The organism is Luteimonas sp. A534, from assembly GCF_054072805.1.
In genome coordinates this window covers 509,425-521,939 of sequence record NZ_JBSVRR010000001.1, presented here as the reverse complement: position 1 = coordinate 521,939, position 12,515 = coordinate 509,425, and the positions used below count along the sequence as shown (strand labels likewise).

At 69.9% G+C, this 12,515-nt stretch carries 14 protein-coding genes; 11 read left to right on the top strand and 3 right to left on the bottom strand.

Going from position 1 to position 12,515, the window contains the following annotated elements:
- Window positions 1–37: 37 nt before the first annotated feature.
- Complete coding sequence (locus ACW5F0_RS02385; RefSeq protein ID WP_456964430.1) at window positions 38–670, top strand: TonB family protein; 633 nt, start codon at window positions 38–40, stop codon at window positions 668–670.
- An 80-nt stretch (window positions 671–750) separates the two neighbouring features.
- Window positions 751–1,323, top strand: a complete 573-nt coding sequence (locus ACW5F0_RS02380; RefSeq protein ID WP_456964429.1) for an energy transducer TonB — start codon at window positions 751–753, stop codon at window positions 1,321–1,323.
- Window positions 1,324–1,332: 9 nt separating this feature from the next.
- Here the strand turns inward: ACW5F0_RS02380 and aroA are convergent, their stop codons facing one another.
- The gene (gene aroA / locus ACW5F0_RS02375; RefSeq protein ID WP_456998949.1) at window positions 1,333–2,694 is read right to left on the bottom strand and encodes a 3-phosphoshikimate 1-carboxyvinyltransferase; all 1,362 of its coding nucleotides are present in this window, start codon (window positions 2,692–2,694) and stop codon (window positions 1,333–1,335) included.
- Window positions 2,687–3,793 carry a 3-phosphoserine/phosphohydroxythreonine transaminase gene (gene serC / locus ACW5F0_RS02370; RefSeq protein WP_456998948.1) on the bottom strand — a complete coding sequence of 369 codons (1,107 nt, stop codon included), beginning with the start codon at window positions 3,791–3,793 and terminating at the stop codon, window positions 2,687–2,689. The genes aroA and serC overlap by 8 nt, the downstream gene beginning before the upstream one ends.
- Window positions 3,794–3,898: 105 nt before the next feature.
- Between serC and msrP the strand changes: the two genes are divergently transcribed.
- Both msrP and ACW5F0_RS02360 read left to right on the top strand, forming a co-directional pair.
- Window positions 3,899–4,876: a protein-methionine-sulfoxide reductase catalytic subunit MsrP gene (gene msrP / locus ACW5F0_RS02365; protein WP_456998947.1), complete on the top strand. Its 978-nt coding sequence runs from the start codon at window positions 3,899–3,901 to the stop codon at window positions 4,874–4,876.
- Window positions 4,877–4,878: 2 nt separating this feature from the next.
- Complete coding sequence (locus ACW5F0_RS02360) at window positions 4,879–5,538, top strand: protein-methionine-sulfoxide reductase heme-binding subunit MsrQ (RefSeq protein WP_456964425.1); 660 nt, start codon at window positions 4,879–4,881, stop codon at window positions 5,536–5,538.
- Here ACW5F0_RS02360 and ACW5F0_RS02355 read toward each other — a convergent pair.
- A complete protein-coding gene (locus ACW5F0_RS02355; RefSeq protein ID WP_456964424.1) occupies window positions 5,515–6,294 on the bottom strand; it encodes an FHA domain-containing protein in 780 nt (259 codons plus the stop codon). The genes ACW5F0_RS02360 and ACW5F0_RS02355 overlap by 24 nt on opposite strands.
- Before the next feature lie 84 nt (window positions 6,295–6,378).
- On the opposite strand from ACW5F0_RS02355, the gene ACW5F0_RS02350 reads away from it, so the two are divergent.
- The 7 genes from ACW5F0_RS02350 to phoU all read left to right on the top strand — a co-directional run bounded on the left by ACW5F0_RS02350 (window position 6,379) and on the right by phoU (window position 12,482).
- Window positions 6,379–6,654, top strand: a complete 276-nt coding sequence (locus tag ACW5F0_RS02350) for a polyhydroxyalkanoic acid system family protein (RefSeq protein WP_456964423.1) — start codon at window positions 6,379–6,381, stop codon at window positions 6,652–6,654.
- A 69-nt stretch (window positions 6,655–6,723) separates the two neighbouring features.
- The gene (locus ACW5F0_RS02345; protein ID WP_456964422.1) at window positions 6,724–7,653 is read left to right on the top strand and encodes a restriction endonuclease; all 930 of its coding nucleotides are present in this window, start codon (window positions 6,724–6,726) and stop codon (window positions 7,651–7,653) included.
- A gap of 297 nt (window positions 7,654–7,950) precedes the next feature.
- The gene (gene pstS / locus ACW5F0_RS02340; protein WP_456964421.1) at window positions 7,951–9,012 is read left to right on the top strand and encodes a phosphate ABC transporter substrate-binding protein PstS; all 1,062 of its coding nucleotides are present in this window, start codon (window positions 7,951–7,953) and stop codon (window positions 9,010–9,012) included.
- Window positions 9,013–9,066: 54 nt separating this feature from the next.
- Window positions 9,067–10,041 (top strand): phosphate ABC transporter permease subunit PstC, encoded by a 975-nt coding sequence (gene pstC, locus ACW5F0_RS02335; protein WP_456998946.1) that lies wholly within the window; start codon window positions 9,067–9,069, stop codon window positions 10,039–10,041.
- On the top strand, window positions 10,041–10,916 hold the full coding sequence (pstA, locus tag ACW5F0_RS02330; RefSeq protein WP_456964419.1) for a phosphate ABC transporter permease PstA: 876 nt from the start codon (window positions 10,041–10,043) through the stop codon (window positions 10,914–10,916). The genes pstC and pstA overlap by 1 nt, the downstream gene beginning before the upstream one ends.
- A complete protein-coding gene (gene pstB / locus ACW5F0_RS02325; RefSeq protein ID WP_456964418.1) occupies window positions 10,909–11,781 on the top strand; it encodes a phosphate ABC transporter ATP-binding protein PstB in 873 nt (290 codons plus the stop codon). The genes pstA and pstB overlap by 8 nt, the downstream gene beginning before the upstream one ends.
- A complete protein-coding gene (gene phoU / locus ACW5F0_RS02320; RefSeq protein WP_456998945.1) occupies window positions 11,778–12,482 on the top strand; it encodes a phosphate signaling complex protein PhoU in 705 nt (234 codons plus the stop codon). The genes pstB and phoU overlap by 4 nt, the downstream gene beginning before the upstream one ends.
- Window positions 12,483–12,515 lie beyond the last annotated feature (33 nt).

Sequence of the window (12,515 nt, the reverse complement as noted above, 5' to 3'; positions counted from 1 at the left end):
TGGCAGAATCGGGGCCACGCGACTTGAACCGGCGAGCATGAGCGCAGAGCACAGACGCAGCACCCTCCCCCTTCCCAGCGGCCGCGGCTGGTGGATCGTCGCCGCCGGCGTCGTGCTCGGACTGGCCGTGTTCCTCGTTCTCTGGCTCGCCCAGCGCGACAGCGCGGACCTGTATCGCCCCGACCAGCAGCCACCGGCGGCGTCCGCCCCGGCCTTCAAGCCACTGCCCGCGCCGCCTGCGTCCGGGGCTGCGAGCGACGAGGCCATTCCCGCGGGGCCCGCATCCGGCGCCCGGCTCGAGCAGCCGTGGGAGCCGGCGGCCCCCGGAGTGCCATCGGCCCAAGCACCGGCCACCCCGGACGACGCCGGTACTGCGGCGCCTCCGCTGGAGCTGTCCGCCAGCTCACCGGTCCCCATCAGGTCACCCGGCCCGACTTACCCCGCACGCGCCCTGCGCCGCGGCGAGTCCGGTGAGGTCATGCTGCGGATCCACGTGGACGCCCGCGGCGTGCCGGACCGGGTCGAAATCGCCGCCAGCAGCGGCTCACGCGACCTCGACCGCGCCGCACAGCGGGCGGTGCAGCGCTGGCGCTTCCGTCCGGCCATGCGCGACGGCACGCCGGTCGCGGGCGTGGTGACAGTACCGATCAACTTCGACAGCGGCGGCTGAGCGGGCCCCACGCGCACACACGGTCTCAACCCGGCCTGTGGAACGCTCCCCGGACTGCACGTGCAGACAAGGAGCCGACGATGTCCGATCCGAACCCGAACATCCCCGACCACCAGCGCGGGCAACCGCCCCGGGACCCTGAACGCAAGTCCTCCTCGCCCCTGCTGTGGATCGTCCTGCTGCTGGCCCTGCTCGCATTCGGCTGGTTCATCTACAACCAGCGCGCAGGCGTATCCGACGTGCCCGAACCCCTGCCGCCGCCCGCCGCGGACATGGGTGATGCCCGCGACGCCGCCGCGGAGCGCGAGCGTGCCGCTGATGACGCACGCCGCGAGTCCCGCGAGCGCCCAGCCCAGCCCCGCGCCACCGCCGCCCCCGACAGCGAGCCCGAACTCACCAATCGCGTCCAGCCGGAATACCCGGCGACCGCCTATCGCGAGCGCGCGGAAGGCACGGTGCTGGTCGGCATCCTGGTCAATGCCAATGGCCGCCCCGTCGAAGTCGAGGTCGTGCGCCGCAGCGGCAACCGCGAGCTCGATCGGGCCGCCGTCGACGCGGTGCGCCAGTGGACCTTCCAGCCGGCCATGCGCGACGGCAAGAAGGTCGAAGCGCGGGTCGAGGTCCCGGTGACCTTCCGCCTCGACGCGCAGTAGCGCGCGGACTCAGGCGCGGCGCAGGCCGAAGCCGGCGGCCTGCGCCAGCGTCTCGAAGCCTGGGAACGAGGTCGCGACGTTGGCGACATCGCCGATGGTCACCTCGCCTTCGGCCCGCTGTGCCGCCACCGCGAACGCCATGGCGATGCGGTGGTCGCCAAGGCTGTCGACGGCACCGCCGCGCATCGGGCCGCCTTGCACCAACATGCCGTCCGGGGATTCGCGCACATCCACGCCCAGCGCCTGCAGCCCCGAGGCCATGGCGCTGATGCGGTCGGATTCCTTCACCCTCAGCTCCGCCGCGCCGGTGATGCGCGTGCGGCCGCTCGCACAGGCCGCGGCCACGGCAAAGACCGGGAACTCGTCGATCATGTCCGCCACCAGCGCCACCGGCAGGTCGATGCCGCGTAGCGGCGCGTGGCGCACGGCGATGTCGGCCACCGGACCGCAGATGCCGTCACGCCGACCAAGCTCACGGATGTCCGCGCCCATCGCGCGCAGGGCATCGATCAACCCGGTCCGACGTGGATCGACGCCAACCGAGCGCAGCACCAGGGACGAACCCGGCACCAGGGTCGCGGCCACGATGAAGAAGGCTGCCGAAGAGAAATCGACAGGCACTTCAATATCACGGGCATGCAGGCGATGGCCGCCTTCCAAACGGGCCATCCCCGGGGCGAAGTCCACCGGCCAGCCAAAGGCCGACAGCATGCGTTCGGTGTAGTCACGCGTCGGACGAGGTTCGCTCACCCGGGTCTCGCCTTCCGCGTACAGCCCGGCCAGCAGCAGCGCGGACTTGACCTGCGCGCTCGCCACGGGCGTCGCGTAATCCAGGCCGCGCAGCGCCTGCCTGCCGGTGATTCGCAGTGGCGGACGGCCGCCGTCATCCGAGTCGATCACCGCGCCCATCGCGCGCAGCGGCGCTGCCACCCGCTGCATCGGTCGCTGCGACAGCGAAGCGTCGCCAAGCAGCACGCTGTCGAAGCGCTGGCCGGCAAGCAGTCCGGCGAGCAGGCGGATCGCGGTGCCGGAATTGCCGCAATCCAATGGACCCGCCGGCGCACGCAGGCCATCGATGCCGACGCCGCGAACGATGCGGCACGAGGGTGACGCGGCCTCGATGCCGACGCCCATCGCCGCGAAGATCGCCGCCGTGGCACGCGTATCCTCACCCTCCAGGAAGCCGTCGATCCGCGAATCGCCGTCGGCCAGCGCGGCAAGCATCACCGCACGGTGCGAAACCGACTTGTCGCCGGGTAGCGTGAACTCGCCTGACAACGAACGACCTCGCGCCGCCACCCAACCGTCGCGCCCGCATCGGGGCGACCGTGCCGTCGGCTGCGACTGCCCCGCGCCCTCGCCTTCAGCCATGGCGGCGCTGGAAGTCCTGCATGAACGCGACCAGCGCCTCGACGCCTTCCACGGGCATGGCGTTGTAGATCGACGCGCGCATGCCGCCCACCACGCGGTGGCCCTTGAGTCCGATCAGTCCCGCATCGTGCGCCTCGGCGAGGAAGGCCGCGTCGAGCGCCTGCTCAGACAGCAGGAAGGGCACGTTCATGCGCGAGCGCACCGCCGGATCGATGTTGTTGCGGTAGAAGCCGCCGGAGGCATCGATGGCCGCGTACAGCGCCTTCGCCTTGGCCGCGTTGCGCCGCGCGAACACCTCCACCCCGCCCTCGTCGAGCATCCAGCGGAAGGTCAGGCCGGCCACGTACCAGTTCCATGTCGGCGGCGTGTTGAGCATCGAGTCCGCCGCAAGCTGCCGGCGGTAATCGAAGATGTCGGCCCGCGGCTGCCCTGCGCGCTCAAGCAGGTCGCGGCGCACGATGACCACGCCGATGCCCACGGGACCCAGGTTCTTCTGCGCACCGGCGTAGATCGCGCCGAAGCGTGAAACATCGATCGGCTCGGACGCGATGCTGGAGCTGAAATCAGCGAACAGCGGCACATCGCCGGTATCCGGGAACGGATGGCCGCCGGGCGCATCGGGGCGGAACTCCACCCCATGGATGGTCTCGCTGGCGGTGACGTGGACATAGGCCGCATCGGCCGACAAACGCCACTCCGACGCGGGCGGAATGCTGCGGTAACCCCCGGCTTCGCTGCTGGCAGCGATGTGCAGATCGACATAGGGCCGGGCCTGCTTCGTCGCCACCTGGCCCCAATGGCCGGTCAGCACGTAGTCGGCACGCTGCCCGTGCGCGGCGAAGTTCAGCGGCAGCAGCGCCTGCTGCGTGGTTGCGCCGCCGGGCAGGAACAGCACGGCGTAGTCGTCGGGAATCGACAGCAGGCTGCGCAGGTCGGCCTCGGCGCGGGCCGCGATGTCGATGAATTCCGGGCCCCGGTGGCTGATCTCGACGATCGAGGCGCCGGCGTCGCCGTACTCGAGCATGGTCTCGCGCGCCTGGCGCAGTACGGACTCGGGAAGCGTGGACGGCCCCGGGCTGAAGTTGTATGCGCGCGACATCGTGACATCTCGTTCAACAGTGACAAGCCAGTATGCCGCAATGCAGCACCTGCGCAGGCACGCACCCGGCGTAGGATCGAACTGCAGATCGCAAAGAGAACGTGCATGCCCCCCGGCCAACCTCCCTTCCCACGCGGCTCCGCCATCACCGATGAGACCGTCTACCGCGGGCGCCGCCGCCTGCTCGGCACGCTTGCGGCCCTGCCGGCCCTGGCCATGGCCGGCTGCCGCGGCGCCGAGCCGCCGCCCGCGGCCGACGCAGCCAGGGCCGCTGCTCCCCGTGCCGGCGGCGCCAGCGGCTTCACGACCGACGAGCCGCTGACCCGCTACGAGGACGCCACCAGCTACAACAATTTCTACGAGTTCGGCAGCGGCAAGGCCGACCCCTCGCGCGCGGCGAAGACGCTGGTGACCTCGCCCTGGTCGGTGACCGTGTCCGGCGAGTGCGCCAGGCCCGGCACCATCCCGCTTGAAACGCTGCTCAAAGGCCTGGTGCCCGAGGAGCGCGTCTATCGCATGCGCTGCGTCGAAGGCTGGTCGATGGTGATCCCCTGGCTGGGCGTCCCCTTGGGCGACGTGCTCAAGCGCCTGCAGCCGACGTCCGACGCGAAATTCGTCGCCTTCACCAGCCTTGCCGACCCGCGCCAGATGCCCGGCGTGCGCGCGCCGATCATCGACTGGCCCTACCGCGAGGGCCTGCGCATTGACGAGGCCATGCATCCACTCACCCTGCTGGCCACCGGCATGTATGGCAACGCGCTGCCGCAGCAGAACGGCGCGCCGCTGCGGCTGGTGGTGCCGTGGAAGTACGGCTTCAAGGGCATCAAATCGATCGTCGCGATCGAGTTCACCACCAAGGCGCCACGCACGGCCTGGAACGACATGCAGCCGCGCGAGTACGGCTTCTTCGCCAACGTGAACCCCGCGGTCGACCATCCGCGCTGGAGCCAGGCCTCCGAGCGTCGCATCGCCGGCAGCGGCAACCGCCTGTTTGCCGATCGCATTCCGACGCAGCCCTTCAACGGCTATGCCGATCAGGTCGCCGGGCTGTACCAGGGCATGGATCTTGCCCGCTGGTACTGAGCATGCGTAGCGGGCGCGGCGTCGTCGCGGCCAAGGCCGCGGTGCACGCGCTGGCCCTGGCGCCGCTCGCCCTGCTGGGCTGGAAGGCCTGGCAGGTCGGCAGCGGCTCCGACATCGACGCGCTCGGCGCTGACGCCGTGGCGGCGATCGAACACGAACTCGGGCTGTGGGCGCTGCGCCTGCTGCTCATCACGCTGGCGGTGTCACCACTGCGGCAGATGCTGGACCAGCCGTTGCTGCTGCGCTTCCGGCGCATGCTCGGCCTCTGGGCCTTCGCCTATGCCAGCCTGCACTTCACGGCCTACCTCGTGCTCGACCTGCGCGGTTGGTGGACGCAGGTGCTGGTCGAGATCGTCGAGCGGCCCTACATCACCGTGGGCTTCGCGGCCTGGCTGTTGCTGTTGCCCCTGGCCGTGACATCCACCCGCGGCTGGATGCGGCGGCTGGGCCGCAACTGGGGCCGCCTGCACCGCCTCGTGTACGCCATCGCGGCGCTGGCAGTGCTGCATTTCTGGTGGGTGGTGAAGTCCGATCTCCGCGAGCCGCTGCTGTATGCGGTCATCCTCGCGACGCTGCTGGGGTGGCGCCTCGTGCGATGGCGGCGTCGCACGGCGGCAACCGTGAAGCGCGCGCCGCCCTCAACCGGCGCCAAACAGCAGTAGCAGCGCCAGCAGGCCGGCCAGCAGGGCCGCCGCGACCAGCAGCCACGGCAGGCGCATCGCGCCTCCGCCGGCCCGCGGCTGCGCAGACACCGGGGCCGGCGCAGTGGCGACGGCACGCGACGGCGCACCCGACGGTGCCTCGAGCACGAAGCGATGGTGGGCATCGAACACGACCTGGTCGCCGGGCTGGAGCACCGCGTCGCGCACGGTTTCGCCGTTGACCTGGCTGCCTTCGGCAGAACCGAGGTCGCGCAGCACGACTTCACCGCGCAGCACCTCCAGCCGCGCGTGGCGCTCGGCGAAGGCGGCCTCGTCGATGCGGATGTCCGCCTCTGGCGCGCGCCCGACCAGGCGTGGGCGTTCAAGCGTGAAGCTGCGCCCGTGGTAGTGGCCGCCGACGCCGCGCAGCACCACGCGCACGTCACCGGCCTCGCCGGTGCTGTCGCCGAAACCGGCCGCGGGCTGGCGCGGCGGCTGCGCCGACACCAGGCGGATGCCGCAGCCATCCACGAATACCGCGTCGCCCAGGCGCAACATGGCCATGCGCAGCACGGGACGGCCGTTGACGTGCACGCCGCGCGTGCCTTCGGGCACGGTCAGCCAGACACCGCGGCGGTCGACGCAGAAGTTCACGATCGGCGACGCTTCGACCAGCCCGAGGCCGCCGCCGTTGGCGGTCCGGCCCACGCCATGCACGCCCACGGCAAGGGGATGATCTTCGCCACCCGGGTCGAAGCGGAGTCTGAGCTTGTCCATTGGCGAGGGAATCTAGCATGCAGCAGCGCTTGGATCGCGCGCGCCACGCAGCCAGAATAGCGCCCCCACCAAGCGGACCAGTCCATGGCAGGCATCGACATCCATCACCCGCACCAGCTGTCGCCGGAGCGCGCGCGCGACGCCGTGCAACAGGTCGCGGACAAGCTCGTCGAAAAATTCGGCGTCGACTGCCTGTGGCAGGGCGACGTGCTGCAGTTCAGCCGCCATGGCGTCGACGGCCGCATTGCGCTGCTGCCCGGCGAGGTGCACGTCACCGCCGAACTGGGCTTCCTGCTGGCGGCGATGCAGGGCCCGATCGAATCCGGGATCCGGCGCGTGCTGGACGAACGCTTCGCCTGATCGACGCGGCCGGCGCACGTCGGCATGCGTCTATGCTTCAACCATCCAGGAAACAGGGAACCGATATCCATGCTGCAGTGGCTGCTTGCAATCGTGGTCGCGCTCGCCGTCGGCGGCACTGTCGCCTGGCTGGCGCGCGGGCCGCTGCGCCGGCGTGACGAAACCGCCGCCGGCATCGCGGCGCTGTCGGCGATGTCGTGGCGCGCGTTCATCCGGGTGGTGCTCGAGGCCCTCTCGCGACGCGGCTACCACCGCCTGGTCGACCACGAATCCGACGCCGGCGACAGCGATTACACGCTGGTGCGCGATGGCGAGCACTGGTTGCTGTCGGCGAAGCACGGCAGCGCCTTCGTCCTCGGCCGCGCCGCGGTGAAGGGACTGACCGCCGCGATGGGCGTCGCCGGCGCCGCTGGCGGACTGCTGGTCACCCAGGGACGGATCGACGATGAGGCGCGCAAGGCCGCGCGCGGCCAGCCGGTCGAGCTTCTCGACGGCGCCACGCTCTGGCCCGAACTGCGGCCACTGCTGCCCGCCGCAGCGGTGCAGCCGATCCTGGACGCGGCCATGCATCGCGCGCGCGAGCGCGTCCTCGCCGGCGGGCTGCTTGCGCTGATCGCCGGGCTGGGCGTGTTCGCGATGGTGCCTGCACCGCGACCGCCCGCCTCCGCCGCGGGCAACCCCGGCCCGATGGCAACGCCCGCTCCCGGCCAGACGGCCAGCGATGCGGCCGCACCCGTCGCCGATCCCGACGCCGCCACGCTCCAGGCACAGCGCCGCGAACTGGCCAGCAGCGTGTCGACCCTGCCGGATGTGTCGAGGGCCCTGTGGACCAGCACATCGACGCTTCAGGTGTTCGTGCTCGCCACCAATGCGGATCCCTTCGCCGACATCTGCCCGCTCGTGGAGCGCTATCCGGCACTGGCCTCGTCGCGCATCCAGCTGACCCCGCCCGCGGACAGCGGCAGGCAGGTCCGTTTCCGGCAGTGCCGCAGCTACTGAGGCGCCACGGCACGCTGTCACCTGAGCGTCACCAATCCGACATCCGCGGGTCACCAGCGAGCGCTTGAATGGCGCCGAGGCTGGACAAGGCATCGATCGACGCTGTCCTGCGCCAGCCGCGAACCTCCTCGTCTCCTGGTATTCCTGCTTCATTTCCGGGCCCGCACGGGCCCGGCTTTTTCCCGGTTTCCGGCACCCGCGGCGGGCGCGGAGCGATGACCGTCATGAAGCTGTCACAAAAACATCATCCAATGAGCGTACGCCGCAACCCGGCCCCCGCCACATTGGAACCCCGCCATGACCCTCCCCAAGCTGCGTCTCGTCTCGCTCGCGCTCGCGTCGGCGCTGTTCGCCGTCGCCTGTCAGCCCTCCGGCAACGCCCCGGCCACTGACGCCGGTGGCGAGGCCATCGCCAACCAGGTGTCCGGCGCCGGCGCCTCCTTCATCTATCCGCTGGTGTCGAAGTGGTCGGCCGACTACAACGCCGCGACCGGCCGCCAGGTGAACTACCAGTCCATCGGCTCGGGCGGCGGCATCGCCCAGGTCAAGCAGGGCACCGTCGACTTCGGCTCCAGCGACATGCCGCTGTCGAGCGAAGAGCTGGCCGAGGCCAATCTGGGCCAGTTCCCGTCGGCGATCGGCGGCGTGGTGCCGGTGGTCAACATCGAAGGCCTGGCGCCGGGCGCGCTGAAGCTGACCGGCCCGGTGCTGGCCGACATCTTCCTCGGCAAGATCGAAACCTGGAACGCGCCGGCCATCACCGCGCTCAACCCCGGCCTCGCCCTGCCCGACGGCAAGATCAGCATCGTCCACCGCTCCGACGGCTCGGGCACCAGCTTCAACTTCACCAACTACCTGTCCAAGACCAGCCCGGCGTGGAAGGACCAGGTCGGCGAAGGTACCTCGGTCTCCTGGCCGCTGGGCGTCGGCGGCAAGGGCAACGAGGGCGTGGCTTCGTACGTGCAGCAGATCAAGGGCGCGATCGGCTACGTCGAGCTCGCCTATGCGCTGCAGAACACCATGCCCTACGCGTCGATGCAGAACGCCGCGGGCAACTTCGTCGAACCCAGCGCCGAGAGCTTCGCGGCCGCCGCACGTACCGCGGACTGGGCCTCGGCCACCGACTTCAACCTGGTGATCACCGACGCCCCGGGCGCCGACTCGTGGCCGATCACCGCCACCAACTTCATGCTGATGCCCAAGCAGCCCAAGGACCCGGCACGCAGCAGGGCCGCCCTGGACTTCTTCAAGTGGGCCTTCGAGAGTGGCCAGACGCAGGCCAGCGAACTCCACTACGTGCCGCTGCCCGAGGAACTGGTGGCGCAGGTCGAGGCCTACTGGGCCGCCGAGTTCAACTAAGGCACGCATGCCCGCCGCACGCGCGGCGGGCGGCCAAGGAACCCCGGGACACCGATGAACGCCACCGCCCTGCCCGCAACCGCCACCGCCCCCAGCAGCCGCGACCTGCGCGACGCACGCGCGGACCGCTGGTTCCGCTATGCCCTCGTGGGCACGGTCGCCTTCGTGTTGCTCGCCCTCGCCAGCGCGGCGCTTTCGATGCTCTGGGGCGGCCGCGACGCGCTGCAATCCCAAGGCCTGTCGTTCTTCCTGTCGGCCGAGTGGAACCCGGTCGAAAACCGCTACGGCGCGCTGGCACCGATCTACGGCACCGTGGTCACCGCGATCATCGCCATGATGCTGGCGGTGCCCGTCAGCTTCGGCATCGCCGTGTTCCTGACCGAGGTGGCGCCGCGCTGGATGCGCGGCCCGGTGAGCGCGGCGATCGAGCTGCTCGCCGGCATCCCGTCGATCATCTACGGCATGTGGGGCCTGTTCGTGCTCGTGCCGGTGATGACCACCTATGTCACGCCCTGGCTCAACGAACACCTCGGCACCGTGCCCGGACTGGGCATGCTGTTCCGCGGCCCGCCGCTGGGCATCGGCGTGCTCACCGCCGGCCTGGTGCTGGCGATCATGGTGGTGCCGTTCATTTCATCGGTGATGCGCGAAGTCTTCCTCACCGTGCCGACGCGGCTGAAGGAATCGGCCTACGCACTCGGCGCCACCCGCTGGGAAGTGTGCTGGGACGTCGTCCTGCCCTATACCCGCTCGGCCGTGATCGGCGGCATCTTCCTCGGCCTCGGCCGTGCGCTCGGCGAAACCATGGCGGTCGCCTTCGTGGTCGGGAACAGCGTGCGCCTGACGCCCTCGCTGCTCGAACCCGGCACCACGATCGCCGCGCTGATCGCCAACGACTTCGGCGAAGCGACCGATACCTACCGTTCGGCCCTGCTGCTGCTCGGCTTCGTACTGTTCATCGTCACCTTCGTGGTGCTGGCGCTGGCGCGACTGATGCTGGCGCGGCTGGCGCGCCGGGAGGGCAACTGATGTCGGCCTCCCACCCCGTCGCCGGCAGGCACCTTTATGTCCGTCGCCGCATCACCAATGCCATCGCGCTGTCGCTGTCGTGCGTGGCCGCGGTGATCGGACTGCTGTTCCTGGCCTGGATCCTGTGGACCCTGGTGTCCAAGGGCATTGCCGGCATCAACTGGGACCTGTTCACCAAGGACACGCCGCCGCCGATGACCGAGGGCGGCCTGCGCAACGCGCTGTTCGGCTCGGCGGTGATGTGCGGGCTGGCGATCCTGATCGGCGCCCCGCTCGGCGTCGCCGCGGGCACATGGCTCGCTGAATATGGCGCAGGCAGCCGAACCGCGACCGTGGTGCGCTTCGTCAACGACATCCTGCTGTCGGCGCCGTCGATCGTGCTGGGCCTGTTCGTCTATACGCTCTTCGTGATGCATGCCGGCGGCAACTTCTCTGCGCTCGCGGGCGCCGTGGCCCTGGCCTTCATCGTGCTGCCCGTGGTGCTGCGCACCACCGACGAGATGCTGCGCCTGGTCCCCACGCAGATGCGCGAAGCGGCGCTGTCACTCGGCGTGCCGCAGTGGAAGGTGATCGTGCAGGTGCTGTATCGCAGCGCGTCGGCAGGCATCGTCACCGGTATCCTGCTGTCGCTGGCGCGCATCAGCGGCGAGACCGCGCCGCTGCTGTTCACCGCCTTCGGCAACCTGTACTGGAACAGCAACGTCATGCAGCCGATGGCCAGCGTGCCGGCCGTGATGTACCAGTTCGCCGGCAGTCCCTACGAGAGCTGGCAGGACCTGGCCTGGGCCGGCGCGCTGGTGCTCACCACCTTCGTCCTCTTGATCAGCCTCGGCGCGCGCGCGCTCCTGCTGCGCAACCGCATCAGCCATGACTGACTCGACTACCCTCCTCCGGACCCCGCCGATGAACGACGCCCCCGCCCACATCGACTACGGACGCGCCACGCTGTCCACCGCCACCCCGCGCCGACCGGTCGTGGAGCCTGCGCCGGTGAAGATCTCGGTGCGTGGCCTCGACTTCCACTACGGCAAATTCCACGCCATCAAGGGCGTGGCGATGGAGATCCCCGAAAAGCGCGTCACCGCGCTGATCGGTCCCTCCGGCTGCGGCAAGTCCACCCTGTTGCGCGTGTTCAACCGCATCTATGCCCTCTACCCGGGGCAGGTGGCGAGCGGCAGCATCCTGCTCGACGGCGAAGACATCCTGTCGCCCAAGTACCCGATGAACCGCCTGCGCTCGAAGGTCGGCATGGTGTTCCAGAAGCCGGTGCCGTTCCCGATGACCATCTACGAGAACATCGCCTACGCGATCCGCCACCACGAGAAGCTGTCGAAGGCGGAGATGGACGACCGCGTGGAGGCGGCGCTCCGGCAGGGCGCGCTGTGGGACGAGGTCAAGGACAAGCTCGGACAGAGCGCGCTTGGACTTTCCGGCGGCCAGCAGCAGCGCCTGTGCATCGCCCGCGCCGTGGCCCTTCGCCCCGAAGTGCTGCTGCTCGACGAGCCGACTTCGGCGCTGGACCCGATCTCGACCAGCCGCATCGAGCAGCTGATCGAAGAGCTGAAGCTCGACTACACGATCGTGATCGTGACCCACAACATGCAGCAGGCGGCGCGCGTGTCCGACTACACCGCCTTCATGTACCTCGGCGACCTGATCGAGCACGATACGACCGCGACCATCTTCTCCAATCCCTCGAAGCGACAGACCGAGGACTACATCACTGGACGGTTCGGATGAACAACCCCCCGCATGAGCACATCGTCCGCAGCCACGACGAAGAGCGCGAGCGCCTGATCGGCGAGATCGTGCGCATGGGCGAACTCGCCATCGCCCAGCTGCAGGCCGCGCTGGACGTGGTGGAGCGCCGCGACGATCGCGCCGCCGGCCACATCGTCGCCAACGACGAGGCCATCGACGAAATCGAGCGCGTGGTCAGCCACGACGTGATGCAACTTTCGCTGCGCGGCCCGATGGCACGCGACCTCCGCGAGATCCTGGCGGCACTGCGCATCGTGTCCGACATCGAGCGCATCGGCGACTACGCCGCCAACATCGCCAAGCGCTCGATCGCGCTCAACCAGGCGCCGGCGCTGCCGGTGGCCGGTGGTCTCGCCCACGTCGGTGCCCTTGCCGTGCGCCAGGTGCAGGACGTGCTCGAGGCCTACCGAAACCACGACGCGGAAGCCGCCCAGGCCGTGCGCGACCGCGACGCTGCGCTCGACGCCGAGTACACCCGCCTGTTCCGCGAACTCCTGACCTACATGATGGAAGATGCGCGCGCGATCACCGGCTGCACCCACCTGCTGTTCATGGCCAAGAACCTCGAGCGCATCGGCGACCACGCCACCAACATCGCCGAGAACATCTGGTTCACGGTGCGCGGCGAAGACAACCTTCCCCCGCGCGCAAAGGCCGACGACACCAATACCGCGGTCTGAAACCGCCGCACGGCCCGTCGACACTGAGTGAAC

Excerpts from the sequence above, each read along its gene's own strand:
- ACW5F0_RS02350 (WP_456964423.1), top strand. The coding sequence starts at position 6,379 with ATGGCAGGCATCGACATCCATCACCCGCACCAGCTGTCGCCGGAGCGC.
- pstA (WP_456964419.1), top strand. The coding sequence starts at position 10,041 with ATGTCGGCCTCCCACCCCGTCGCCGGCAGGCACCTTTATGTCCGTCGC.
- pstS (WP_456964421.1), top strand. The coding sequence starts at position 7,951 with ATGACCCTCCCCAAGCTGCGTCTCGTCTCGCTCGCGCTCGCGTCGGCG.
- serC (WP_456998948.1), bottom strand. The coding sequence starts at position 3,793 with ATGTCGCGCGCATACAACTTCAGCCCGGGGCCGTCCACGCTTCCCGAG.
- aroA (WP_456998949.1), bottom strand. The coding sequence starts at position 2,694 with ATGGCTGAAGGCGAGGGCGCGGGGCAGTCGCAGCCGACGGCACGGTCG.
- ACW5F0_RS02355 (WP_456964424.1), bottom strand. The coding sequence starts at position 6,294 with ATGGACAAGCTCAGACTCCGCTTCGACCCGGGTGGCGAAGATCATCCC.
- msrP (WP_456998947.1), top strand. The coding sequence starts at position 3,899 with ATGCCCCCCGGCCAACCTCCCTTCCCACGCGGCTCCGCCATCACCGAT.
- ACW5F0_RS02385 (WP_456964430.1), top strand. The coding sequence starts at position 38 with ATGAGCGCAGAGCACAGACGCAGCACCCTCCCCCTTCCCAGCGGCCGC.
- ACW5F0_RS02345 (WP_456964422.1), top strand. The coding sequence starts at position 6,724 with ATGCTGCAGTGGCTGCTTGCAATCGTGGTCGCGCTCGCCGTCGGCGGC.
- pstB (WP_456964418.1), top strand. The coding sequence starts at position 10,909 with ATGACTGACTCGACTACCCTCCTCCGGACCCCGCCGATGAACGACGCC.
- pstC (WP_456998946.1), top strand. The coding sequence starts at position 9,067 with ATGAACGCCACCGCCCTGCCCGCAACCGCCACCGCCCCCAGCAGCCGC.
- phoU (WP_456998945.1), top strand. The coding sequence starts at position 11,778 with ATGAACAACCCCCCGCATGAGCACATCGTCCGCAGCCACGACGAAGAG.
- ACW5F0_RS02380 (WP_456964429.1), top strand. The coding sequence starts at position 751 with ATGTCCGATCCGAACCCGAACATCCCCGACCACCAGCGCGGGCAACCG.
- ACW5F0_RS02360 (WP_456964425.1), top strand. The coding sequence starts at position 4,879 with ATGCGTAGCGGGCGCGGCGTCGTCGCGGCCAAGGCCGCGGTGCACGCG.